Here is a 24,429-nt window from a genome sequence, read left to right as displayed (position 1 = left end):
CGGACATCAGATGCAAACTCATTAAATGCTTGGACATTAGATGCGTGTGCATGTAATGTCGCCGCCATGAGCTCTTCCGTGTCCTTGTCCACCACGTCAACGCGGTGGGACGCACGTCTCTGGGGTGTCCTGCTCACCGTCTCGATCGTCATCGGCCTCGACGCGCTCGACGTGTCGATGGTCGGGGTCGCGCTCCCGGCCATCCAGGCCGACCTCGGCCTGTCCACCAACGCGCTGCAATGGGTCGTCAGCGGCTACGTGCTCGGCTACGGCGGGCTGCTGCTGCTCGGCGGCCGCACCGCCGACCTGCTCGGTCGCCGCCGCGTGTTCCTCGTCGCCGTCGCCGTGTTCGCGCTGGCCTCGCTGCTCGGCGGTCTCGTCGACGACGGCGCCCTGCTCATCGCGAGCCGGTTCATCAAGGGCCTGGCGGCCGCCTTCACGGCACCGGCCGCGTTGTCCATCATCACCACGACGTTCCAGGAAGGCCCGGCCCGCAACAAGGCGATCAGCATCTTCGCCGTGTTCGGCGCCAGCGGCTACTCGGCCGGCCTGGTGTTCTCCGGCCTGCTGACCGAGGTCGGCTGGCGCTGGACGTTCCTGCTGCCCGCCCCGATCGCGCTGGTCGCGCTGGTGGCGGCGTGGAAGCTGATCCCGTCGTACCGCGCCGAGGAAGGCCGTGGCTACGACTTCCCGGGTGCCGTCACCGGTGCGGCAGGCTCGCTGCTGCTGGTGTTCGGCGTGGTGGAGGCGCCGGAGGTCGGCTGGGCGGCCCCGCGCACGCTGATCACGTTCGCCGTCGCGCTGGCGTTGCTGGTGACGTTCGTGGTCATCGAGAAGCGCAGCCGCCACCCGTTGCTGCGGCTGGGCATCCTCCGCTCGGGCCCGCTGGCCCGCGCGAACCTCGGCGGCGCGCTGTTCTTCGGCGCCTACATCGGCTTCCAGTTCGTCGTGATGCTGTACCTGCAGCGGGTCCTGGGCTGGTCTGCGCTGCAGACGGCCCTCGGCTTCCTGCCGGCGGCGCTGATCGTGGCGTTCGGTTCCCCGCGCATCGAGCCGCTGATCGACCGGGTGGGCACGCCCCGCACGATCTTCGCGGGCGTGGTCGCGCACGTCATCGGCTACGCGCTGTTCCTGCGCATCGACGAGCACTCGGGCTACGCGGGTTCGGTGCTGCCGAGCATGATCCTGCTCGGCATCGGCTTCACGCTGGCGTTCTCGTCGCTCAACATCCAGGCCACGGCGGGGATCTCGGACGACGAGCAGGGCTTGGCCGGCGGCCTGCTGAACACGTCACTGCAGGTGGGCGGCGCGATCGGCTTGGCGGTGGTGACGGCGGTACTGACCGCCAACGGCGGCCGCGAAGCCTCACCGGCGGCGCTGCTGACCGGGCTGACACCGGCGTTGAGCGTGGTCACCGGCATCGCGGTGCTGGGCCTGCTGGTCGCGATCAGCGGCCTGGCGGCCCGGAAGCGCCCGGCCGAGGAGCCGGTCGTCGAGGACGACCTGCTGGCTCTCGCGGACTGACATCGGGGGCGCGGGAGGACCACCATCACCGAGGGGGATGGTGGTCCTTCCGCGTCTGCGCGGTGCCGGAATCCGCCGGGCATGCCCTTTCGGGTGATTGACGCCTTTTCCCCGCCATTCCAGAATTCGCCTGGCTCGGTCACACCGCCACCGCCGCTCCGGGGAACCGGGCGGAAGATCGGCGTCCGTGGGGAGATCCGGTGAGCGGTCGGCTCGTCCTGCGCACCCTGGTTGGTCTTCTGCTCTCGGTGGTCACCGCGATTGCCGTCAACGCCGCCACCAGCGTGACGTTCCCCGGCCCACTGCGCCTGATCCAACGCTATCCGTGGTGGGCCGTGGGGGTGGCCGTCCTCGCTACCTGTGCCTATGTGGTGTGGGACATCCGCGCCACGCGTGCCAGTCGCGCCGACCTGACGCCGGCCCAGTCGGACCGGTTGCGGGACCGGCTTCTGCACGGAACCCGCTGGATCTGGGTCGACGGTGTGCTGGCCCGCTCCCTCGGCGAGGTGCTGCGTCTCGAGCTGAGCCTGCAGCCCCGGCGAACCAAGGTGACCCACCCGGTGCACCTGCTCCTGCCCGGGCACGACGACGTGCTGCCGGCCGGGACACCGCCGGTCGACGTCTACGGCCGGTACGGCGAGCAGCTGCTGATCCTGGGCGCGCCGGGCGCGGGCAAGTCCACCATGCTCCTGGAACTCGCCCGGGACTTGCTGGCGCGTGCCGAAAAGGACCCGGTGACGCAGATCCCCGTGGTACTCCACCTGTCCTCGTGGCCGCCGAAGGACGACATCCCCTTCGAAACCTGGGTCGTGAACGAGCTGCGGCGGTTCTACGGCGTCTCTCCGGCCCACGGCCGGTACGCGGTCGAAAGCGGCATGGTGTCGTTGCTGCTCGACGGTCTCGACGAGGTACCGGCGGGACGGGCGCGCAAGTGCGTGACGGCCCTCAACCGCTTCCGCGACCGGAGGCCGGGCACCTCGATCGCGGTGACCTGCCGGGTACAGGACTACGACGACATCGAGACCCGGCTCAAGCTCGCCGGAGCGGTGCTGATCCAGCCGCTGACGCCGGAGGCGGCGGACGCGTGGCTGGCGGAACTCGGCCCGGAACTGGACGGGTTGCGCGCCGTGCTGGACGGCGACGAGAGCCTGCGCGACCTGGTGCGCACCCCGCTGACGCTCACCATCGCGGCGTTCGCCTACCAGGGCCGGGAAGTCACGGTGTTCACCGGGCTCGACAGCCTGTTCGCTGCGTATACGCACCGCATGCTGGAGCGCTCGCGAGCCGCACTCGCCGACACGACGGGCTACGACGAAGCCGTGGCACGGCGCTGGTTCGCCACCCTGGCCCGGGGCATGGTCGAAGTCGGCACGATCGCCATCAGTCCGGAGCTGCCGGCCAGGATCCGCGTCGGCTGGATCGACCGGGACGCCGTGCCGTGGAGCCGGCTGCCGCGGTGGCTCCTCCTGGCCGGGCTGCCCATGGCCCTGCTCGCGGGCGTGACCACCTTCGTGATCGGGCCGTGGCCGGCCGCTCCCTTCGTCGCCGTGCTGACCGGCGCGACCGCGTGGATCCGGGCGGACGCGCCGAGCTGGTTCACCGGCGAGCACAGCTATAAGTCCAACCTGGAGACAACGGGGGAGGAGTTCCGGCGGGAGCAGGCCGGTTGGGCGGCGGTTTTCGGGCTGGCAGCCATCGGCGTGCTGATGGCCGTCGTGTTCATCCGCATGCTGATCACCACGGAGGAGCTGGGCTGGTTCAACACCGTCTTCACCAGTGTGTCCATGGGTCTGATACTCACCTTGACGGCCGCGCTGAGCGGATTTTCGTGGGTAACCGGATTGTCGAACGTGGTCGCGGAATTCACCCAGGACGCGATCCGCGGCGTGAGCCGGTGGCTCGGCCCCCGCGCGACGGCAGTGCTCGCCGTGCTCGTCGCCGGGGCTGCCGCAGGAGGCGCCGGTGCCATCGTCGGACACGTGCTCGGCGCCCTTGGCGCCTTCGCGGTTTTCGGTGGTGACCTCTGGCCGTGGCACCTCGTCTTCGGGCTCGGCCTGGCGGTGGTCTTCGGCTCAGCCGGCGGGCTGGTCCTCGCCGCGCAGTACGCCGTCAGCGACACCTTCACCGCACCGCTCGTGTACCGGCACCTCGCCCGGGCCGGTGCGCTGCCACCCGATCTGGGGCACTTCCTCGCCTGGGCCGACGACCGGATCCTGCTCCGCCGGACCGGGGCGGACTACCAGTTCGTCCACCGGCTGTACCGCGACTGGTGGGCCGGCCGAGACCAGTCGCGGGACAGCACTTAGACCTGTCTCAAAGCAAGTGATCAGCCATCGGTGGGGCCGCCTCTTCAGAGGCGTTCGACGCGGTCGGCCTGTGGGCCCCGATCGCTCTGGCGCACCGCGTACCGGACCCGGTCACCCTTCTGCAGCGGCTCCGACCCCATGATCACGGACGCGTGGGCGAAGAGATCGTCGCCGCCTGCGTCCGGGGTGATGAAGCCGAAGCCGCGGTCGGCGTCGTAGCGCGCGACGACACCCTCGCCGCCTCGTGCGGGCACGTCCCGTGCCGCCGGCCCCGCGGCCGCGGCAGGTGCCGGCCGCTGCGGCGCCGTCTGGGGCTCGGCGCCCCGGACCAGGTGCACGTCGCGGGCCTGCGGGCCCTTGTCCCCACTGGCCACCTCGTAGGCGACGCGGTCGCCCTCCGCGAGCCACGTCAGCCCCTCGGCCAGGGCCCGGGCGTGAACGAAGACGTCCCCGGCGCCGGAGTCGGGGTTGATGAAGCCGAAGCCCTTGTCCTCGTCGTACCAGGCCACCGTGCCGTCGGCACCGTCCGCGAGACCAGCCGCAGCGGGTGAGCCGGCCCCTGGTCCCAGCGGGATCACGTGCCCGGCCTGCGGGCCGCGCTCGCCTTCGACGATCAGGAACGCCACCCGCTGCCCCTCGGTGACCACGCCGCCGGTCACGATGGCGGAGCTGTGCACGAAGACGTCGGCGCCGCCGCCGTCCGGCGACGCGAAGCCGTACCCCTTGCCCGGCTCGTACCAGTTGATGGTGCCGAGCAGGCCCACGGCGCTGCCGGTGGCCGCATCGGCGGTGACGCGAACGCGCAGCGCCTCGGGCCCGCGGTCGTTCTCGCCGACCTCGAACACGACGGCCTGACCCTCGCGGAGCAATTTCGCGCCGCCGTCCCCGACGATCTCGGAGGCGTGCACGAACACGTCCGGCGAGCCGTCCTCGGGCGCGAGGAAGCCGAAACCCCGTTCGGCGTCGAACCAACGGACGGTCCCTTGCGGCATCAACGGCTCCAGGTCGAGAGGGCGGGCACTGACCCCAGTCTCCCTGACAGACCTCCGGTCCGTCGGGCCGGGCCCCACCGGCGGGCGGTGCCGAGCCACGGGCGGGCCGTTGGTCCACCTGGCGGCACGCCGAGTTCTGAGACCAGGCCTTGGTGGGCAAGACCAGGGCCAGGCGGGCTACCGGGCCGCGCGCTCGTCCGTGCCCGGCACCTTCGCCGTCGCGATGGCGATGCGGTTCCACGTGTTGATCGTGGAGATCAGCGCGAGCAGCTGCCCCAGCTCCTCCTCGCCGAACTGCCCGAGCGCCCGGGTGTACACGTCATCAGGGACGCCGCCGTGGACGAGCGTGACGGCTTCGGTCAGGGCCAGCGCCGCCCGCTCCTTCTCGCTGAAGAAGTGACCGGCCTCGTGCCACACCGCGATCATGTGCAGGCGCTCCTCGCTTTCGCCTGCCTTGCGGGCGTCGGAGGTGTGCATGTGCAGGCAGTACGCGCAGCGGTTGAGCTGGGACGCGCGGATCTGGACCAGCTCGACCAGCGCGGGGTCCAGTCCGGCGCGGGCGGCGGCGTCGAAGCCGATCAGGGCCTTGAAGGCCTTCGGGGCGGTCTTGGCGAAGTTGAGGCGGGAGTTCGTCATGACCGCAAAACTACGGCGAGTTTGACCCCTGTGTATGGTGCATTTTCGTGCCGGAAGAATGGGTCAATTCGGCGGAGCGGCTCGGCGCCGACCTGCACCTGGAGCTGACCGGTCTCGGCGGCAAGCGGGCGGCGCTCATCGCCGCGCTGCGGGACGCCGTCCGCGCCGGGCGGCTCGGGCCGGGCACCCGGTTGCCGCCGTACCGGTCGCTGGCCGCCGATCTCGGGCTGGCCCGCAACACCGTCGCCGACGCCTACGCCGAGCTGGTCGCCGAAGGCTGGCTCACCGCCGTCCAGGGCTCCGGTACCCGGGTCGCCGAGCGTGCCGAGCCGCTGAAACCGGTCCGCACGCCGAAGAAAGGGCCGGGTGCGCCGCAACCCGTGCACAACCTCCGGCAGGGTCAGCCGGACGCCACCTCGTTCCCGCGCACCGAATGGCTCGCCGCCGCCCGGCGTGCCCTGAGCGTGGCGCCGCACGACGCCTTCGGCCCCGGCGATCCGCGTGGCCGCCGCGAACTGCGGGAAGCGCTGGCCGAGTACCTCGCGCGGGCCCGGGGCGTGCGGACTTCCCCGGAGCGGATCGTGGTGTGCTCGGGCTTCGCGCACGCCCTGAGGCTGCTGTTCCCGGCCGTGCTGCGGGGACCGCTCGCCGTCGAGGCCTACGGCCTGGCGTTCCACCGCTCGATCTTCGCCGCCGCCGGCGTGCGGACGATCCCGCTGGCCCTGGACGAACGCGGCGCGCGCGTCGAAGACCTCGACGTCCCGGCGGTGCTGCTGACGCCCGCGCACCAGTTCCCGACGGGCGGTCCGCTGCACCACGACCGCCGCACCGCGGTGATCGGGCACGTCCGCGCGACCGGCGGTGTGCTCCTCGAAGACGACTACGACGGCGAGTTCCGCTACGACCGCAAGCCGGTCGGCGCGGTCCAGGGGCTCGACCCCGAGCACGTCGTCTACCTCGGTTCGGTCAGCAAGAGCCTTTCGCCCGCGCTGCGCCTCGGCTGGCTGGTGCTGCCCGCGCACCTCGTCGACCCGGTGCTGGCGGTGAAGGGCGAGCGCGAGGCGTGGGCGAGCGCGCTCGACCAGCTGGCCTTGGCGGAGTTCCTGGCTTCCGGCGCGTACGACCGGCACATCCGCCGGATGCGCCAGCGCTACCGCCGCCGTCGCGACCAGCTGGTGACGGCACTGGCCGAGCGGGCCCCGCACGTGACGCCGGCCGGGGTCGCCGCCGGCCTGCACGCGGTGCTGCGGCTCCCGCCGGGCACCGAGAAAGCCGCGCTGAAGGCGGCGGCCTGGCAGGGGCTCGCGCTCGACGGCCTGGCCGGGTACCGGCACCCGGACAGCACGATGTCCACAATGGATGGACTGGTCGTCGGCTACGCGACACCGCCCGAACACGCTTTTCCCGCGGCCCTCGAAGCCTTGTGCCGCGCGCTGCCGCCCGCCTGAGACCTACCCGACGATGTCGATCTCGAACGGCTCGGCCGCGCTGTAGTTGATGTCCGCCCACACCGCGCCCGGCAGGTCGTACCGCCGGTGCGACGTCAGCTTCGAGTTGTACCCACCCGTTTTCGTGGGATTGTGGCCGACGCCCTGGTGATCGCTGCCCCAGGCGTAGATGTCGCCCACCCACATCGGTTTGGCGAAGCCGTCGCCGCCGAGCCGCGGGCGGATGACGACCGCCGCGGCGGGACTGCCGGACAGGAACACCCGCACCGCGTTCTCCGCGGCGTTCGGCGGGGTCACGGTGATGCGCTCCATGATCTCCACTCCACTCGAAGGGCCGTCCACTCCCGGCCAGTAGTCGGCGACGGACGACACGTCGTAGCCCGGGGCGACGTTGCCGCGGTACTGCTTGGCGACCGCGCCGGCCGGGATGGCGGGATCGCCGTTGTAGTGGGCGATCCAGTAGTGCGGCTCGGCGACACCGGCGGACGAGAACGCCGCCCGCACCGACGGCCAGGTCGACAGGTTGCAGTAGATCGTCGGGTCCGCGCCCGCCGCGCGGCGCATCCGGACCCAGCCCGGCGCCTCGGCCGGGGTGGCGTCGCCGGGCTCGACGTCGAGGACGTGCCCGTCGTTCGTCGCCGCCTTCTTGACGATGGTGACCTTGACCGCGTTCGGGAACCGCGCCCAATCCGCGGGCGTCCAGGGCGGGAGCTTGATCCGGTCGATGTAGCCCGCGACCATCCGGGCGTCCGCGGGGATGTTCGCGGCCGTCACCGCGTCGTACATCGTGCGCACGGGCTCGGCCTCCGTTCGGTGCCGTACCGCCGGGGAAAGGAACGGCGGAATCGGTTCACGGTCCGCCATCGTGCAATTACCCGCGTGGGATGGTCGTCAAGCGAAATGCGCGACACCGCACGGGGAATCACCAAATCGGCCGCACGCCGTCCGTGCTTCACCCGGCGCTCACAGGCCGATGGTGACGTTCCGCTTCCGGTACTGGCTTCCCGCTCACCCGGCTGGCAAGCTGCCAGCACCTCACGAGGGAAGGACGTGCATGGCGGCACACCCGGCGCGGGCCCGGCGGATCGACGCGCGGGTCGTCGTCCTGAGCGTCCTGCTCGTGGTCGCGCTGCTCGCCTGGGCCGGGTTCGACTACCTGAAGGACCGGCTAAGCGGCGGCGGCTGCGCCACCACCACCCCGGTGCGCCTGACGGCCGCGCCGGACATCGCCCCTGTGCTGACCGAGCTCGCCCGGACCGTCCCGGAGCGGGACTGCTACTCCGTCGAGGTCACGGCGAGCCCGTCGCCGGCCACCGCGACCGCGCTGGCGGCCAACGGCGCGAACGGCCCCGACGTCTGGGTGCCGGAGTCGAGCACCTGGCTGCTGCAGGCCCGCGACGGCGGCGCGTGGAACCTTCCCGAGTCCGGCCAGCCGGTGGCGAGCTCGCCGGTGGTGCTGGCGCTGACCGACGACGTCGCGAAGCAGGCCGGCTGGCCGGGGAAGTCGCCGTCCTGGTCGGAGGTCCTCGCGAAGAGCCCGGTCGGGCTGCCCGACCCGGGCCGGGACCCGGCCGCCATCGGCGCGCTGATCGGCCTGCAACAGCTGACCAAGGGCGCGCCCGACCCGGCCGCGGCCTTCACCGAGGAGATCCGCAGGCTCTCCGCCGTGAAGCAGCCGTTCCCCGCGTGGCCCGCCTCGGAACAGTCGGTGCTGGCCCGCAAGCTCGTCGCCGCCTACCCGGCCGTGGGCGTGCCGAGCTTCGACTACCCGTACGTCGTGCTGCCGCGGGCTTCGGAGGCCTCACGCTCGGCGGCCGAGCGGTTCCTGCGGCTGCTGCTCGACCAGACCGCCACCAAGGCGTTCGCGGACGGCGGGTTCCGCACACCGTCCGGGCAGCTGCTCGGCGACCGCCCGCGCGACACCCGCACGGACGCCGCGCCGCGCCCGGCCGGGCCGCCCGCCCCCGACATGATGTACGGCGTGCTCCAGGCGTGGGCCGGGGCGAACCTCAGTGCCCGCGTGCAGGTGCTGCTCGACGTATCCGGTTCGATGGCCGCCACCGTGCCCGGCACCGGCCGCAGCCGGATGTCGCTGACGCTCGAAGCCGCGACGCAGGGGCTCGGGCTGTTCAAGCCGACCACCGAGATCGGCCTCTGGCTGTTCTCGACGAAGCTCGACGGCAACAAGGACTACCGGGAACTGCTGCCGATGCGGCCGATCTCCGAACAGCTGGCCGCGGGCGGGGTGGCGACGCTGCAGGCGGTCAAGCCGAAACCCGGCGGCGCGACCGGGCTGTACGACTCGATCCTCGCCGCGTACCAGAACGCCCGGCAGAGCTGGCAGCTCGGCCGGATCAACGTCGTCGTCGTGCTCACCGACGGCCGCAACGAGGACGGCGACTCGATCGGGCTGCCCGGCCTGCTCACCGAGCTGGGCCGGCTGCAAGACCCGCGGAAACCGCTGCCGGTGATCGGGATCGGCATCGGCCCGGACATCGACGCGAGCGAGCTCCGGCAGGTCTCGGCCGCGACCGGCGGCGAGTCCTTCACCACGCCCGACCCGCGCAAGATCTCCGACGTCTTCTACCAGGCACTGAGCAAGCTCATGTGCCAGCCGCCCGCCTGCAAGAAGTGAGGACAGCCCGTGTTGGTGGAGATCGAGCAGCCCGCGCCACGGGTGGTCCGAAGACCGTCCGCGCTCGTCCTCGTCGCCTTCGTGGCCGGGGTGGTGCCGCTCGCGCTGCACGTGTGGGCGGCCCTGCACGGGAGCCTCGCCCAGGACGACTTCGTCGTCACCCACCAGGCGGCCGCGGCCGGGCCGTTCGACCTCGGCTACCTGTTCCAGGACTACCACGGCCACCTGCAGCCCGGCGGGTTCTTCCTCGCCGCCGTGCTGACCTGGTGGGCGCCGCTGAACTTCGGCGTGCTGATGCTGCCGCTGCTGCTCATGCGGGCCGTCGCGACGGTGCTGTTCTGGTGCCTGCTGGTGCGCTGCTTCGGCCGCCGCTGGGCGCTCCTGGTGCCGTTCACCGTGTTCACCGCGTCGCCGTTGCTGCTGGTCCCGACGCTGTGGTGGTCCTACGGCGTCCAGCTGGTCCCGGTGGTGCTCGCCACCGCCGGGGCCCTGCACGCGCACGTCCGGTTCCTGCGGGACGGCGGGCGCTGGTGGCTGGGCGCCTTCGCCTGGACGCTGTCCGGCCTGGCTTTCTACGAGAAGGCCGCGGTGATCCCGGTGCTGCTGGCCGGGGTGACCGTCCTGCTCGGACGGTCGTTCCGCGAGCACCGGCGCTACTGGGCGGCGCACGCCGCGCTGCTGGCCGGGTTCGTGGCGGTCTTCTTCGTGGTGACGTCGAGCCAGGTCGGGCAGGGCGCGCAGCCGATGACGGCCGGCACGGTCGCCGACCTGACCGGCCGGATGCTCGGGGACACCCTGCTGCCGGGCCTGGCCGGCGGGCCGTGGTCCGGCGCCGGGCCGGGCGCGACCTGGGCGCCGTCGCCGTTCGTGGTCGTCGTCCTGCTGCTGGCGGCCGCGGTGGCCGTGGTGGCCGCCGGGGTGCGGGCCGGCGGGCGGCGGGCGTGGGCGGCTTGGGCGCTGCTCGCGGCGGTGTTCGCCGTGGACGTCGGCCTGCTCGCGCTGACCCGGCTGCGCGAAGTCGGCCCGGGGGCGGGGGACGATCCCCGGTACGTCGCCGATCTGGTGCTGGTGGCCGCCCTGTGCGGCGCGTTCGCCTTCCTGCGGCCGGGCGCGGTTGCGCCGTCCGGCGGCCACCGGGAGCGGCCGATCGCGCTCATCGTGTGCGTGCTTCTGCTCGCCAGTTCCGCGGTGGGCTTTTCCCGGCTGGCGCCGGCGCTGCGGTTCGAGCGTTCCGCGCAATACCTCGGAAATGTCCGCGCCGCCGTCGAGGAGAACCCGGATCTGGTCTTCTACGACACGTTCGTGCCGTCCGATGTGGTGCACGAATGGTTCGGCGCGGACTCGCGGGCGTCGCGGGTGGCCGGCCTGCTGCCCGGCACCCACTTCGACCAGCCGACGAACCGGATGCACCAGCTCGACGCCACCGGCACCCCCCACCTGATCACCGGGGTCGACGCGGAATCCCGGGGGATACCGGGGCCGGTACCGGACTGCGGGTACACGGTCGGCGAAACACCGGTGCCCGTCCCGCTCGACAAACCGCTGCTCGGCAGGCACCTGCTGAAGATCGACTACTTCACCTCCGACGGCGGCGAAGGGCTGGTGGAGCGGACGCCGGTGTGGTTCCAGGCCGGGCTGCACTCGCTGTACATGCCGGTGGACGGCCTCTTCGACCACATCGGCGTGCAGCTGTCGAGCCCGGGCGCACCGGTGTGCGTCGCCAAGGTCGAGGTCGGCCAGCCCGTCGTGAGTGGTAAGTAGGGTTCCCACCCGCCTTACCACGCACGACCTCAGTAGGGGTCGTACGGGCTGTGGTGGCCGAGCAGCCGTGCCACCGGCCGCAACCGCAGCCGCAGCAGCACCTTGATCCCGATGTTGCGCGCGAACCACGGCAGCTGCGCCAGCACGCGCAGCCGGTCGCGGGCCGACGGCGGGGCCAGCCGGAACCGCGCCAGCGACGTCGTCCGGTCCACATAGGTGTATCGGCGTCCGAAAAGGACCTTCACGATCGTGCCGAGCGTGACACCGATCGAGGAAAAGCAGTCGTGGACCAGGATTTCCGCGCCCGGGGGCAGGTGTGCCGACCAGCGCAGGTCGTCGGTGTAGGTCCAGTAGTCGTGCTTGCCGTCGATGTAAAGCAGCTGTATGGGCCGATCCCAGTCAGGGCGCAGTTTCGTGCTGTAACCGGCGACGAGCTCGACGACGTCGTCCAGCCCGGCCCGCCGGATGTTGCGCTCGAACAGCTGCCGCGTCGGCGATCCGCCGAACAACCGGCCGTCGACGAAGGGGTCCACGGCGATCACCGTGGCGCCGGCCGTGCGAGCGGCCGCGCCCAGCACGATCGTCGAACGGCCCTGGTGGCTGCCGATTTCCAGGACGACGTCACCCTTCTCCAAGCGGCACGCGGCGTTCCACAGCGTTTCGCCCTGCGCGCGCGTCATCCAGCCCTTGACCGGCTCGGCCAACGCCCAGGCGTCTTCGAACGAGATGGCGCACCTGCCTGAAGTCGGGACTTCGCCTTGGGCAAAATCGTCGGCACATGGTAGCCAGGTTTCGGCTTAGTATCTACCGGATGGTAACCAGCACCCGCGAACGGACCCGGGACGACGCCCCGCCCGCCGGGCGCGGCCGGAAGTTCTCGCCCGGCGCGTTCCTCCGCCGGCCGAGTACGTGGATCGTGCTGGCCCTGACCACGTTGTCATTCCTGCAGATGCCGGGGAAGACGACGTTCGACACCAAACTGGACCTCGCCGTCGACCCGCTCGCCTTCCTCGGCCGCGCGCTGCACCTGTGGAACCCCCAGGCCACCGCGGGGGAGCTGCAGAACCAGGCGTACGGCTACCTCTTCCCGATGGGCCCGTTCTTCGCGCTGTGCCAGGCGACCGGCGTGCCCGCGTGGATCGCGCAACGGCTGTGGGGCGCGGTGCTGCTGTCGGCCGCGTTCGGCGGCGCGCTGGTGCTGGCGCGGGCGATGAAGATCGGCACCGAGCGCACCCGCCTGATCGGCGCGCTCGGGTACGCGCTCGCGCCGCGCATGCTGACCGAGATCGGCGGCCTGTCCGCGGAAATGCTGCCCGCGGTGCTGCTGCCGTGGGTGCTGGTGCCGCTCGTGCGGGCCGGGGCGACCGGCTCGCCGCGGCGGGCCGCCGGGCTGTCCGCGCTGGCGGTGCTGGGCATGGGCGGCGTCAACGGCGCCATGGTCGTGATGGCGCTCGTCCTGCCGGGACTGTGGCTGCTCACCCGCCGGTGGAACCGGGCGCACGTCGAGCTCGTGCTGTGGTGGTTCGTCTTCGTGATCGGCGCGACGCTGTGGTGGATCCTGCCGCTGCTGCTGCTCGGCGAGTACAGCTTGCCGTTCCTGGACTACATCGAGTCCGCGACGAACACGACCGCGCCGATGTCGCTGTTCGAGGTGCTGCGCGGCACCAACCAGTGGGTCGCCTACGTCGTGCAGGGCACGCCGTGGTGGCCCGGCGGCTGGTCGCTGATCGACAACCCGGTGCTGATGCTCGCGACCGGCCTCGTCGCCGGCGTCGGCCTGGTCGGGCTGACCCGGCGCGGCCTGCCGGACCGGCGGTTCCTCGTGCTGGGCGTGGTCACCGGGCTGACCCTGCTGACCGTCGGCTACGTCGGCACGCTCGACAGCCCGCTCGCCGAGCAGGTCCGGCACCTGCTCGACGGGCCGCTGGCGCCGCTGCGCAACGTGCACAAGTTCGAACCGGTGCTGCGGCTGCCGCTGATGCTGGCGTTCGTGTACGGCATCTCGAGCCCGGCCGGGGTGCGGTCCGCCCGGCGGTTCCTGCGGCCCGCCGTGGGGCTGCTGCTGGTGCTGGTGATGGCCGCGCCGGCGTGGCTGCTGAACCTGCGGTCCGGCCCGGGCTGGGACGAGGTGCCCGGCTACTGGCACGACGCTTTCGCGTACGTCGGCAAGGCCGATCCGAACGCGCGGACGTTGCTGCTGCCGGCCACCGGGTTCGGCGAGTACGAGTGGGGCCGCACGGTGGACGAGCCCGCGCAGGCGATCGCGCGCAGCCCGTGGGCGGTCCGCAACCAGGTGCCGCTGGGGTCCGAAGGGAACACGCGGCTGATGGACTCGGTGGACGCGGCGCTCGCCGACGGCCGCGGCGATCCCGGGCTCGCCGCGCTGCTCGCGCGGTCCGGCTACCGGTTCCTGCTGCTGCGCGACGACATCGACCGCGAGCGGACCGCCGCCCCGCCCATCGCGACCCTGCGGGCCGGGCTGGCGGACTCGCCCGGCATCGCCAAGGCGGCCGCGTTCGGCCCCCTCGAGGTCTACGAAGTGCGGAAGCCGGTCCCGCTCGCCACGGCGACGTCCACAAAGGACGTCCCGACGGTGAGCGGCGGCCCGGAAAACCTGCTCCCGCTGCTCGCCTCGGGCCAGCTCGACCCGGCGACACCGACCGTGCTCACCGGCGACGGCGGGTCGCCCGGCGGGCCGCGGCTGGTGACCGACGGCCTGCGCCGCGCCGAGCGCAACGTCGGCGGCGTCCGCGACAACCTCAGCCAGACCCTGACCGCAGGCGAGGCCTACCGCCAGCAACGCGCGGCGGGCGACCTGCTGCCGTTCCCCGGCGCGGAGCACCAGACCGTGGCCGCGTACCGGGGCATCCGCTCGGTGACGGCGTCGACGGCGGCGTCGTTCGCCGACGCCTTCGGCGGGTCCGATCCCTCGCACCAGCCGTTCGCCGCGATCGACGGCGATCCGCGCACGGCGTGGCACTCGTCGTCGTTCACCGGGCCGATCGGCCAGTGGCTCGAGGTGGAGCTGGACACCCCGCGGCTGGTGAACTCCGTCCGGCTGCAGATGGTCGACGACCTCCGCGTGGGCTGGCCGCCCACCCGGATCCGGATCACGACCGACAACGGCTCGGTCGAGCAGCCGGTGATCCGCGGCGCCGGGCCGCACGAGTACTCCGTCGTCGGCGGCGTCACGCGCACGGTGCGGGTCACGCTGCTGTCGCTGGTGGTCGGGCGGCAGGACGGGAACGTCGGGATCGCGGAGCTGACCATCCCCGGCACCGAGCCGCAGCGGGCCCTGGAGGTGCCCGCCGACCTGCCGGCCGGGCCGGCGCCCGGGTTCGCGTTCACGCGCGGCCCGCAGCCGCGGTACGCGTGCTTGCCGGTGGCCGAAGCCGTCCGCTGCGACGCCACCGCCGCCCGTGACGGCGAGGAGCCCGACGGGATCCGGCGGTTGTTCAGCACACCGGCCGAGCAGACGTACCTGGTCGGCGGCACGGTGCTGCCGGCGGGTGGCGGCCGCAACCCGGTGTCGCTGCCGGGCGTCACCGTGACGTCGACGTCCCAGCTGGGCGGCGACCCGGCGGCCGCGGGGTTCGCCGCCGTGGACGGCGATCCGGGCACGACGTGGCGCCCCGACGTCACCGACCTGCGACCGGCGCTGACGCTCGGGTGGCCGGCACCGAAGCGGATTTCGGGGCTGCGCATCGAGGTCTCGCCGGGCAGCGGGGCCCGTGCGCCGCGGCGGGTGGAGCTGGCCGGCCGGTCGGGGACGCGGACGGTGGAGCTCGACGCGAGCGGCTCCGCGTCCTTCGAGCCGCTGGACACCGACCAGCTGCAGCTCGTGCTGCCGGGCGACGACGACGATCCCGCGGCCCGCGCGGTGGTGGGCATCGGCGGTCTTTCGCTGTCCGGGAGCGACGGCTTGCTCCCGGCGCCCGACCCGGCGTTCACCGTGCCGTGCGGCTCGGGGCCGAACGTCCACCTGGACGGGCTCGACTACCGGACGTCGGTGCGGGGCAAGCTGTCCGACATCACCGCGCACCGGCCGCTGGCGCTGGGCATGTGCCGGGACTCGGAGGGCGGCATCGCGCTGCCGGCGGGCGGGCACGAGCTGCGCACGGACCGGTCGGAGTCGTTCGTGGTCCAGGACCTGTGGCTGCGCCCGGCCGGTGAGGGTTCGCCACCGGCGCACCGCGCGGTGCGGGTGGGCGACTGGGGCGCGGCGTCGCGGTCGGTGACGGTGGGGCCGGGCGCGGAGGCGGTGCTGGCGGTCCCGGAGAACGCGAACGCGGGCTGGACGGCCACTTTGGACGGACAGCAGCTGACGAGAACCCGCGTGGACGGCTGGCAGCAGGCGTGGATCGTCCCGGCGGGCGCGGGCGGCGTGGTCTCGCTGTCGTTCACCCCGGACACGCACTACCGCCTGAGCTTGCTGATCGGCGCGGCGGCGGTGCTGCTGGTGCTGGTGGGCGTGGCGTGGCCGGCCCATCGCCGTCGCTTCACGATCTCACCGGGCGGTTCCTGGACCCCGGTCGTGCTGATCGGGCTGCTGGTGGCGCTGGGCGGGATGCTGCCGGTGGTGCTGCTGATCGCGTGCCTGCTGGCCCGCCAGTTCTCGGAGCGCGCCCCGAGGTACCTCGCCTTCGGCGGCATGGCCCTGGCGGCGGCGGTCTCGGTGACGGGCCGGGTACTGGGCCACGGCCAGGAGTGGGCCTACGGCCCGGTGACCCAGGCAGCGTTGCTGCTGGCCGCGGCCGCGATGGTGGCGACGTGCGTGGACTGGTTCACCCGCAAGGAAAACCCCACCCCATAACCCGTACCCGCAGGCTCGGCCCGCGTACCCAGCCGGACGACACGCGTACTCGGATGGACGACACGCGTACGCGGATGGACGACACGTGTGCTTGGGCGGACGACACGCGTGCTTGGGGGGGACGACACGTGTGCGTGGGCGGACGACACGTGTGCTTGGAGAGTCGGTTCGCGTGTCGTCCGTTGAGGTACGCGTGTCGTCCGGCTGGGAACGCGTGTCGTCCGGCCAGGTACGCGATGGGGCGCGCGGGAATCCGGGATTGTCGGTGGTTGGCGGTAGCGTGGAAAACGGGGGCTGCTCAGGCCGGTTTGCGCGGGCGGAGCTCCAGGATCGCGCCTGCCGCGGCCAGCGTGCCGGCGGTGCACGCCGCCGCGGTGACCACCTGGGTGGGTGAACCGTGCAGCCACGTCGTGATCAGCAACGCCTCCACGCCGACCGCCGACCACATCAGGACCGTCACGCGGCGGTCGCCGTCGGCCAAGCGGGCGTACAGCAGGATCTGGACCAGCGCCAGCATCGAGCCCGCCAGCGCGAACGGCCACACCGGCATCGTGCTCCCCGTGTACCGCGCGCCGCCGATCACCGCGAGCAGCGCCGGGCCCACCACCAGGGAAACCAGCAGCACCACCGCGTCCAGGCAAGCACAGACCGCGAGCGCCACGGGCAGCACCCGGCGACGGCGGTCGGACACCGCGAACCGCGGCAGGACCAGCACCCCGACCGCCTGCGGCAGCCAGTACGCGATCTTCGTGACGATCGCCCCCAGCGCGTACTCGCCCGCCTCCGAAGACGGCAGCGTGTGCCGGGCCAGCACCAGGTCCAGGTTCACCAGCAGCACCAGCGCCAGCATCGCCTGCGCCGTGTGGAAGACCTCGCCGCCGTGGCGGTCGGCCCAGCGCGGACGCGGGCGGCCGCACAGCTGCCAACCCGCCACCACCACCGCCAGCGACCCGGCCGCCGCTCCGGCCAGTGCCCCGGCCGGAGACCCCGAGATCACCAGCCCGGCCAGCGACCCGCCGACCTTGCCCACGCCCTCCAGCGCGATCAGGCCGGACAGCACCGCGAACCGGTGGCTGCCCTGCAGGAGGCCGTGGAACACACCCAGCAGCGTCAGCGGCCCGAGCGCGGCCGTCACCAGCAGGGCCGGGGCCAGCGAACCCAGGTGCAGCAACAGCACCAGCAACGGGCTCAGCGTCAACGCCGTCGTCGCGACGATCGCGCTCGTCACCAGGCCGAGCGCGAACAACGACCCCGGGGACAGCGACGGCGAACGAGCCACGCGCAGCGCCACCACCGTCTGCAGGCCCATCGCCGGCACGACGCCGATCACCAGCACCGCCAGCAGCGAGCTCAGCTCCCCGAACGCGCCCGGCGCGAGGATCCGCGCGGCCGCCAGGCTCAGCACGTAACTGGCCGCGTTGTTGCCCGCGAGCGCCAGCGAGACGAGGATCGCCGCGACCCGGTTGCCGGTCCGGGCCGGGACTTCGGTGGCTACGCTCAACGGCGGGCTCCCGTTACCGGTGGGTAATGACCAGGGACCATAACCGCGCGCGCAACGGAAAGGAAGGGCCGTGGACGCACCGGGCAGGCGGCTGGCCCTCCCCGTGCTGTCCGCCGTGCTGGCGGTCGCCGTCTGCGCGCCGCTGCTCGGCCGCGGGTTCGTCCTGAGCTACGACATGGTGTTCGCGCCACGGCAGTACTTCGTGCCGGACGCCTTCGGGATCGGCAGCACGCTGCCGCGGTCCGTCCCCGCCGACGCCGCCGTCGCGCTCGCCACCACCGTGCTGCCCGGCGACATCGTCCAGAAGGTCGTCCTGCTCCTGGCCGTCTTCTTCGCCGCCCTCGGCGCCGGACGGCTCGTTCCCACCGAACACCTCGGTACCCGGCTCGTCGCCGCGACGGCCTACGCCTGGACGCCCTACCTCGCGGAACGGCTGTTCATCGGGCACTGGCCGCTGCTGCTGACGTACGCGGCCCTGCCGTGGATCGCCGGCGCCGGGCTCGCCGCGCGCGAGCACGAACCCCGGTCCCTGCCGAGGCTGGTGATCGCCTGCGCCCCGGCCGTCCTGACGCCGCCGGGTGGGATCCTCGCGGCCGCCGTCATGGTCGTGGCCGCCGGCTCGCGGCGGCTCTGGCAGACGATCCCGCTCGCCATCGTGCTCAACCTGCCGTGGCTGGTCCCGACGTTCCTCAACGCCGGCGGCACGTTCTCCGACCCGGCCGGTGTCGCGGCGTTCAGCGCCCGCACCGAAAGCTGGGGCCCCGCGCTGCTGAGCGTGCTGGGGCTCGGAGGCATCTGGAACGCCGAAACCGTGCCCGGCAGCCGGGCCGTGCCGCTCGTTCCGGTGCTGACGCTCATCGTCGTCGCGCTCGCGATCGCCGGGCTCCGGCCGCTGGCGCGACGGTGGGGGACGGCGCCGGTCCGGTCGTTGACCGCGCTCGGCGTCCTGGGTGTTTTCCTGGCTTCCCTGGCGACGTTGCCGGGCGGTGACGCGCTGCTGGCCGCCGCCACGCGGTACCTGCCCGGCGCGGGACTGCTGCGGGACGCCCAGAAATGGGTGGCGTGGTGGGCCCTGCCGCTCGCCATGGGCTTCGCGCTGGCCGTCGAAGCCGCGGCGGCGAAGCTGAAAAGCGGCCGCGTCGCCCTGGTGACCGCGGCCGTCGTCTTCCCGCTGCTGACCATGCCGGACCTCGCGTGGGGCGGCTGGGGACGGCTCGGCACCGCGCAGTACCCGCCCGACTGGCGGGCGGTGGCCGAACAGCTCGGCGACCGGCCCGGTGACGTGCTGGCGCTGCCGCTCTCGACGTTCCGCGGGTTCGCCTGGAACGCCGACCGCACGCAGCTCGACCCGGCGCCGCGCGCGCTGCCGAAACCCGTGCTGGTGGACGACACCCTGCAGGTCGGCGCCGAGCGCATCGCCGGCGAGGACCCACGGGTCGGCGACGTCCGCGCCGCGGCGTCCGCGCGGGAACTCACCGCCGCGGGCGTCGGCTGGATCCTCGTCGAACACGGGACACCGGGATACGTCGACCCGCGGTTGCTCGCCGACGCGACGAAGGTGTGGTCCGGTGACTGGCTGACGCTGTACCGCACCCCGGGTGTGCCGTCGGTGAAAGCGATCTCGTGGGCGCCGGCCTTGCTGGCGAACGGAGTAGCGCTCGCGTTGCTGTGCGTCGCGGTGTTGTGCCGCATGTTACCGATGCGTACATTGGGCCGCGGCAGGATTCTCCCGCCGCGGAAGGAGTGACTCGTGGGCACGGTCATCGGCGCGATCGTCGCCGTCATCATCGGCGGCGGAGCGGCGACAGCGGGAGGTTTCGCTCTCATCACCTCCGCGGACCCGGACACCGCCGCTCCGGTGCAGCAGAAGCTCAACGCGCAGGTGAAGTACAACCCTGCCGACCACCCGCTCAAGCTCTACGGGGACCGCTGACGCGTGACCCGGCTCGCCTCCGACCACGCCCACCGCGTCGTCGGGCTCTACGGCGACCCCACCGTTTCCTGGAGCATCCTCCTCGAAGCGGAACTCGGCGCGGCCGCACCGGAACCGGAGAAGCTCCGGGCCCGGCTGGCGGCCGCGATCCAGCAGTACCCGCACCTCGGTGCGCTGCCCGGGATCGAGCGGATCGGCGACCTGGCGGACGTCCGGGACCGCTTCGCTTCGGCGCCCTACGAACGCGGCGCGCCACTGGTGCGCGTCGCCGTCGGCGAAGCCACTCTCCTCGTCGCCGCGCACCACGGCGCCCTCGACGGTCTCGGCCTCCTCTCGCTGCTCGGCATCCTGCTCGACGTCCCGGTTTCCTCGGCGGCGCGGGGGATCGGGGAACGGACGGGCGGCAAACCCTTTGCCGTATCGGCCCTTCAGCGGCTCGCTGAGGCGCTTTTCCTGCCGCCGGGCCGGATCACCCCCGAACGTGGGCACCAGGCCCCTGGGGACGTCTTCGTGGCTTGCCACGAGCCGCGCCTGCGGCTGGGGGCCGCGGGGTTCGTCGCGGCGGCCGTGACCGCCACCGAACGCTGGAACCGCGCGCACGGGGCCCGCACGGCCCGCGTGGTGGCCGCGCTGGGCGCGTCGCGGAGGCCGGGCGCGGCGCCGGAACCGGTGCACGACAGCGCGTTCTTCCGGCTGCGGCCGGCGCGCGGCGCGGACGTCGCCGCGGTGCTGGCGGCCCAGCCGCCGGAGCCGGACTTCCCGGCTCGCAGCAGCCGCCTCGCCCGGCTGGGCACCCGGCTGCTGGCGAGCAGGCTCGGGTCGACGTTCCTGGTGTCGAACCTCGGCGTGGTGTCCACCGGGGACACCGTGCGGACGCTGGCGTTCTACCCGGCCGCGAGCGGCCGGTCAGGCGTGGCGTTCGGCGCGGCGACCACCGGCGGCCGCACCACGGTCACCGTGCGAGCTCGCCGCAAGGACTTCGACGCGGCGGCGGCCGCCCGGCTGTTGGCTGAGTTCCGGGACGCGGTGCGGGAGCAGGGTGCGGGGCCGGGGGACCGGCTGCCCGGAGACGTCCCGCACGAGTGACTCGAACTGCCCGGCACTGGTGTCCCAGCTGTACCTCCCGGCGCGTTCGGCGCCCGCCAACCCCATCTCGGCGCGCCGCGGGCCGTCGGCGAGGAGACCGTCCACCTGGGCGGTGAAATCCTCGAAGTCGTCGGCCAGCAGGCCGGTGCGGCCTTCCACAATGGACTCCGTCACGCCGCCGGCGGCCCGGTAGGCGACCGAGGGCACGCCGTGGGCCGCGGCCTCCATGATGACGATGCCCCAGCCCTCCTTGACCGAGGGGCACAGGTGCAGCCACGAGCGCGCGAGGATCTCGTGCTTCGCCTGCTCGTCGACCCAGCCGTGCAGGACCACCCGGTCGGCGACCCCGCGCGAAGCCGCGTGGGCGCGCAGCACCTCGTCCCACGGCCCCTGGCCCACGACCTCCAGCCGCAGGGACGGCCAGCGCCGCGCCAGCCGGGCGACGACGTCGATGGCGTGCTCGATCCGCTTGTGCGGCACCAGCCTGCTCACCGCGACCAGCGTGGGTTCGCTGTCCCGTCCGGACGTGCACGGCGGGGGCGCGTCGAGGCCGTTCGGGACCACCGTGACACGCTCGCGCCCGATGCCCAGCTCCGCCAGTTCCGCCTTGGTGACCTCGGAAACCGTCACGTAGGAGCACCGGCGGAACAGCCACGGCGCCAGCCGCGACTCGATCCACCAGCCGATCCGGCCCAGCGTCTCGCCGAGCGCGCTGATCCACTGTTCCTTGTGGACGTGGTGCACGAGCACCAGCACCGGGCAGCCGGCGACCAGCTTCGCGAAGAACGGCATGCCGTTCTGCACGTCGACCACGAGGTCGGCGCGGGCCCGGCGGGTCGCGCGCAACGCGTGCGCGTACACGCCGAACTTGTTGCCGCGGCGCCGGTAGCGGACGCCGTCGCGCCATTCGCCCGCCGTCGCGCCCGGGTACGCCGCGCACTGGATCTCGACCCGGTACCCCGCTCTGGCCAGGCCTTCCGCCATCCGCTCGACGTACCGCTCCGAGCCACCGCCTTCGGGGTGGCCGGTGTCGCGCCAGTTGAGCAGGAGCACGCGAGGACGTTCCATCGGGTTATCCAAACTTCTGCTAGGTTACTGGTGCGTACACCTTAGATGAACGTATTCGGGAAAGCGACGGTTCAATGGCAGGTAATCCGGTTCTCGTCGCGACGGCGCAGCCGCATCGCGCCACGCTCCGTCGTTCCGTGACCCTCTTCCGCACGTTTCTCACCGAGCAGACGGACCCGGACGGATTCTATTCCGCACTGGCCACCGACTCGGTGCGGCAATTGGCGGCGCACGCTCCGCTGTCCGGGCGCACGGTGCTCGACGTCGGCGGCGGCCCCGGCTATTTCTCCGACGCCTTCCGCGCGGCAGGCGCGGTCTACCTCGGCCTGGACCCGGACGTCGGCGAACTGTCCGCGCGCGGCGAGCCGGGGGAGAACATGATCCGGGCCAGCGGCACGGAACTGCCCGTGCGCAGCGGATCCGTGGACATCTGCTACTCGTCGAACGTGCTGGAACACGTGGCCGAGCCGTGGGTCATGCTCGACGAGATGTGCCGGGTGACCAAGCCCGGCGGCACGGTCTTCGCCTCGTTCACGCCGTGGTATTCGCCGTGGGGCGGTCACGAGACGGCGCCGTGGCATTTCCTCGGCGGCTACTACGCCCGGCAGCGCTACGCCAGGAAACTCGGGAAGCAGCCGAAGAACAAATTCGGCGAAAGCTTGTTTCCCGTTTCGGTCGGCGCCGCGCTTCGCTGGGCCAAGGCGACGCCGCTCGCCGATCTGGTGGCCGGGTATCCGCGGTACCACCCGGGCTGGGCGATGTGGATCGTGCGGATTCCCGGCCTACGTGAAATAGCGTCCTGGAATCTGGTTCTGGTTCTGCGGAAGCGTTAGCGGTCCGCGCCGACCGGGACCCGCCGCCGCTGCGGCGGGGCCGGCGGAGCGGCCGGGCGGCGGCGGACCAGCAGGTACACCGCCACGACGATCAGCACCCCGCCACCGATGCCGAGCCAGAGCGGGCCGGTGCTCGACAGGAACTCCAGCTTGCCCTTGTTCTCGTCGACCTGGTCGACCATCTGCGCGATCGTCCTGCCGTTGTAGGCCAGTGTCCCGTCGAACACGACGGTCGGGTTGCCGGTGGTGCGGCGCAGCTCCTGGTGCTGCTGTTGCTGCTGCTTCACCTGGACGCCGGTGACCGGCTCCACCCACATCGTGTTGACCCCGCGGTAGTACAGGTCCGCGTCCACGCTCGACTCGGTGGCCCCGACGAGCGAGCCGGGCACCGACTTCGTCTCGAGCTTGGTGTCCGGGATGTTCTGGACGAACTTGTAGGTCTCGATCCCGTTCACCTCCTCGGTGCCGGTGAACTTGGCGGTGACGGCCTTGCCGGTGTTGTCGTCGTAGACCGGGTAGTCCTTCCGCTCGGTGCCGAAGGGGAACTTGAAGTTCAGGCCGGGCTGGGCCTGGTAGACGTTCTGCTCGGGCGGCTTCTCGCCGTCCTTGTCGGCCTTGTCCTTCAGCTCGGTGACGTAGCTGCTTTCCTTGGTGCACTTCGGGTCGGCGTCCCCGCGTGGGTCGTAGCCCTCGGAGGTGCGCCGGTCGAAGCAGACCTGCCGCTTGCTCGCGCTGAGCACGGTGCCGTCGGCGTCGTCCTTGACCTGCACCGCGAGCAGCCAGACCGCGTAGTCGGTGTCGGCGTGCATCTCGGGCCGGGTGAAGTTCGCCTGGACGCGGGCGGTCGCGGTCAGCTTCGCGTTCTCGCGGATCTCGGTGACCGGGCCGGAGCCGCTGTCGGTCACGGCGAGGACCTTGCTCGCGGTGCCTTCCAGCGCCGACGTCGAATCCTGGTCCAGCGGCACCTTGGCGAGCCTCGGGTAGACGTAGGTCGGCAGCAGCACCGCCCCGGCGACCGCGAAGACCCCCAGTGCCAGCAAGATCAGGCCCAAAGCTCGTCGCAACGGTCCTCCTGGGTCGTACTTCGGACACGCAAATTACCCGGCGGTAATCAGGTGCACGGATAGTGGCCCGCGCCACGTCGCGCGTCAAAGTGTGACCCGCGGTCACAGACGTCCGGTGCGACCGGAAGGCGGCACGGGCACCGCCGTTCGGACCAAGCGGCCAAACATGTTTGTTCCCGGGCACAACGGACGTGGGCCCACCATCGGACGATCCCCCCGCCGCCGCGCCGGACCGCAGAGGAGTGCTCGACTTTTGCCCCATGACCCATCGAAGGTCGCCATCGCGGCGACCGCGCGCTGGCGAGCCCGGATCGTGGCGGCCGCCGCCGGCGCGGGGATCAGCCTCACCGACCCGCTGGCGGGCGTGCCCGGCATCCGGGTACTGACGTGCGCCTCCGGGGACCTCGGCGTGATCGTCCCCCGGCTGACCGCCGACCCGGCCCCGCCCCGGCCGGCGATCGGGGCGCATTCGGACTCGATCGCCGACCGTGAGCTGCGGGACGCGGTGGCGGACGTCGCCGCCCTGCTTTCCCTGCACGGCAACGTGGTCCTCGACCTCGACGCCGGCGGCCGCCGCGGCCGGCCGCCCCGCACGGACGTGGTCGTCTCGGCCGGGGTGGACCGTCCCCCGTGGACGGAGCCGGCGGTGACGCTCCCGGTGGGCCGGGACCGGCGCGGCGGCCCGCTGACGGTGGCACTCACGGCGGGCCCGGGCTTCGAGCAAGCCCTCTTGGAGCTGGCCCGCCTGGTCGAGGCCGACGCGGCTTAGCCCGCACCCGGCCCGCGGTGTCTTGACTGAGCCGGTCAGGACCTCCCACGCCCTGGACGA

General features: G+C 72.5%; 17 protein-coding genes. 10 read left to right on the top strand and 7 right to left on the bottom strand.

Translation table 11 applies throughout. The annotated features are described in order from the left end of the window. Positions 1-66 precede the first annotated feature (66 nt). On the top strand, positions 67-1,524 hold the full coding sequence (locus DV20_RS19025; protein WP_043782073.1) for an MFS transporter: 1,458 nt from the start codon (positions 67-69) through the stop codon (positions 1,522-1,524). Between the two features lie 200 nt (positions 1,525-1,724). Further along, positions 1,725-3,830: an NACHT domain-containing protein gene (locus tag DV20_RS19020; protein ID WP_043782072.1), complete on the top strand. Its 2,106-nt coding sequence runs from the start codon at positions 1,725-1,727 to the stop codon at positions 3,828-3,830. A 44-nt stretch (positions 3,831-3,874) separates the two neighbouring features. Here DV20_RS19020 and DV20_RS47195 read toward each other — a convergent pair whose 3' ends face one another. After that, complete coding sequence (locus DV20_RS47195; protein WP_043782216.1) at positions 3,875-4,822, bottom strand: cold-shock protein; 948 nt, start codon at positions 4,820-4,822, stop codon at positions 3,875-3,877. A 177-nt stretch (positions 4,823-4,999) separates the two neighbouring features. Continuing rightward, positions 5,000-5,458 carry a carboxymuconolactone decarboxylase family protein gene (locus tag DV20_RS19010; RefSeq protein WP_043782071.1) on the bottom strand — a complete coding sequence of 153 codons (459 nt, stop codon included), beginning with the start codon at positions 5,456-5,458 and terminating at the stop codon, positions 5,000-5,002. Between the two features lie 47 nt (positions 5,459-5,505). Between DV20_RS19010 and pdxR the strand changes: the two genes are divergently transcribed. After that, the gene (gene pdxR, locus DV20_RS19005) at positions 5,506-6,906 is read left to right on the top strand and encodes a MocR-like pyridoxine biosynthesis transcription factor PdxR (protein WP_043782069.1); all 1,401 of its coding nucleotides are present in this window, start codon (positions 5,506-5,508) and stop codon (positions 6,904-6,906) included. Between the two features lie 3 nt (positions 6,907-6,909). On the opposite strand, the gene DV20_RS19000 is transcribed toward pdxR, so the two are convergent. After that, complete coding sequence (locus DV20_RS19000; protein ID WP_043782215.1) at positions 6,910-7,701, bottom strand: glycoside hydrolase family 25 domain-containing protein; 792 nt, start codon at positions 7,699-7,701, stop codon at positions 6,910-6,912. Positions 7,702-7,960: 259 nt separating this feature from the next. Between DV20_RS19000 and DV20_RS18995 the strand changes: the two genes are divergently transcribed. Next, on the top strand, positions 7,961-9,541 hold the full coding sequence (locus DV20_RS18995; RefSeq protein WP_043782067.1) for a substrate-binding and VWA domain-containing protein: 1,581 nt from the start codon (positions 7,961-7,963) through the stop codon (positions 9,539-9,541). Between the two features lie 12 nt (positions 9,542-9,553). Beyond that, positions 9,554-11,302: an ArnT family glycosyltransferase gene (locus DV20_RS18990; RefSeq protein WP_043782214.1), complete on the top strand. Its 1,749-nt coding sequence runs from the start codon at positions 9,554-9,556 to the stop codon at positions 11,300-11,302. 29 nt (positions 11,303-11,331) lie between these two features. Here DV20_RS18990 and DV20_RS18985 read toward each other — a convergent pair whose 3' ends face one another. Beyond that, the gene (locus DV20_RS18985; RefSeq protein ID WP_043782066.1) at positions 11,332-12,006 is read right to left on the bottom strand and encodes a class I SAM-dependent methyltransferase; all 675 of its coding nucleotides are present in this window, start codon (positions 12,004-12,006) and stop codon (positions 11,332-11,334) included. A 107-nt stretch (positions 12,007-12,113) separates the two neighbouring features. Here DV20_RS18985 and DV20_RS18980 point away from each other — a divergent pair, with 107 nt between their 5' ends. Beyond that, a complete protein-coding gene (locus tag DV20_RS18980; RefSeq protein WP_043782065.1) occupies positions 12,114-16,115 on the top strand; it encodes an alpha-(1->3)-arabinofuranosyltransferase in 4,002 nt (1,333 codons plus the stop codon). Between the two features lie 298 nt (positions 16,116-16,413). On the opposite strand, the gene DV20_RS18975 is transcribed toward DV20_RS18980, so the two are convergent. Next, positions 16,414-17,616, bottom strand: coding sequence for a polysaccharide biosynthesis protein (locus DV20_RS18975; RefSeq protein WP_043782064.1), 1,203 nt, complete (start codon positions 17,614-17,616; stop codon positions 16,414-16,416). Between the two features lie 70 nt (positions 17,617-17,686). Here DV20_RS18975 and DV20_RS18970 point away from each other — a divergent pair, with 70 nt between their 5' ends. Then, positions 17,687-19,363: a hypothetical protein gene (locus DV20_RS18970; protein ID WP_043782063.1), complete on the top strand. Its 1,677-nt coding sequence runs from the start codon at positions 17,687-17,689 to the stop codon at positions 19,361-19,363. A gap of 3 nt (positions 19,364-19,366) precedes the next feature. Continuing rightward, entirely contained in the window at positions 19,367-19,549 is a 183-nt protein-coding gene (locus DV20_RS18965) for a hypothetical protein (protein ID WP_043782061.1), read from the top strand. Positions 19,550-20,455: 906 nt separating this feature from the next. On the opposite strand, the gene DV20_RS18955 is transcribed toward DV20_RS18965, so the two are convergent. Next, a complete protein-coding gene (locus DV20_RS18955; RefSeq protein WP_043782058.1) occupies positions 20,456-21,688 on the bottom strand; it encodes a glycosyltransferase family 4 protein in 1,233 nt (410 codons plus the stop codon). A 152-nt stretch (positions 21,689-21,840) separates the two neighbouring features. On the opposite strand from DV20_RS18955, the gene DV20_RS18950 reads away from it, so the two are divergent. Beyond that, entirely contained in the window at positions 21,841-22,536 is a 696-nt protein-coding gene (locus DV20_RS18950) for a class I SAM-dependent methyltransferase (RefSeq protein WP_043782056.1), read from the top strand. On the opposite strand, the gene DV20_RS18945 is transcribed toward DV20_RS18950, so the two are convergent. Continuing rightward, positions 22,533-23,600: a DUF3068 domain-containing protein gene (locus DV20_RS18945; protein WP_043782053.1), complete on the bottom strand. Its 1,068-nt coding sequence runs from the start codon at positions 23,598-23,600 to the stop codon at positions 22,533-22,535. The genes DV20_RS18950 and DV20_RS18945 overlap by 4 nt on opposite strands. A gap of 253 nt (positions 23,601-23,853) precedes the next feature. Here DV20_RS18945 and DV20_RS18940 point away from each other — a divergent pair, with 253 nt between their 5' ends. Beyond that, the gene (locus DV20_RS18940; protein WP_043782051.1) at positions 23,854-24,369 is read left to right on the top strand and encodes a hypothetical protein; all 516 of its coding nucleotides are present in this window, start codon (positions 23,854-23,856) and stop codon (positions 24,367-24,369) included. Positions 24,370-24,429 lie beyond the last annotated feature (60 nt).

The organism is Amycolatopsis rifamycinica, assembly GCF_000695625.1.
Lineage (GTDB): Bacteria > Actinomycetota > Actinomycetes > Mycobacteriales > Pseudonocardiaceae > Amycolatopsis > Amycolatopsis rifamycinica.
The sequence above is the reverse complement of the archived record's forward strand: the minus strand, read 5'-3'. Positions and strand labels throughout refer to the sequence as shown.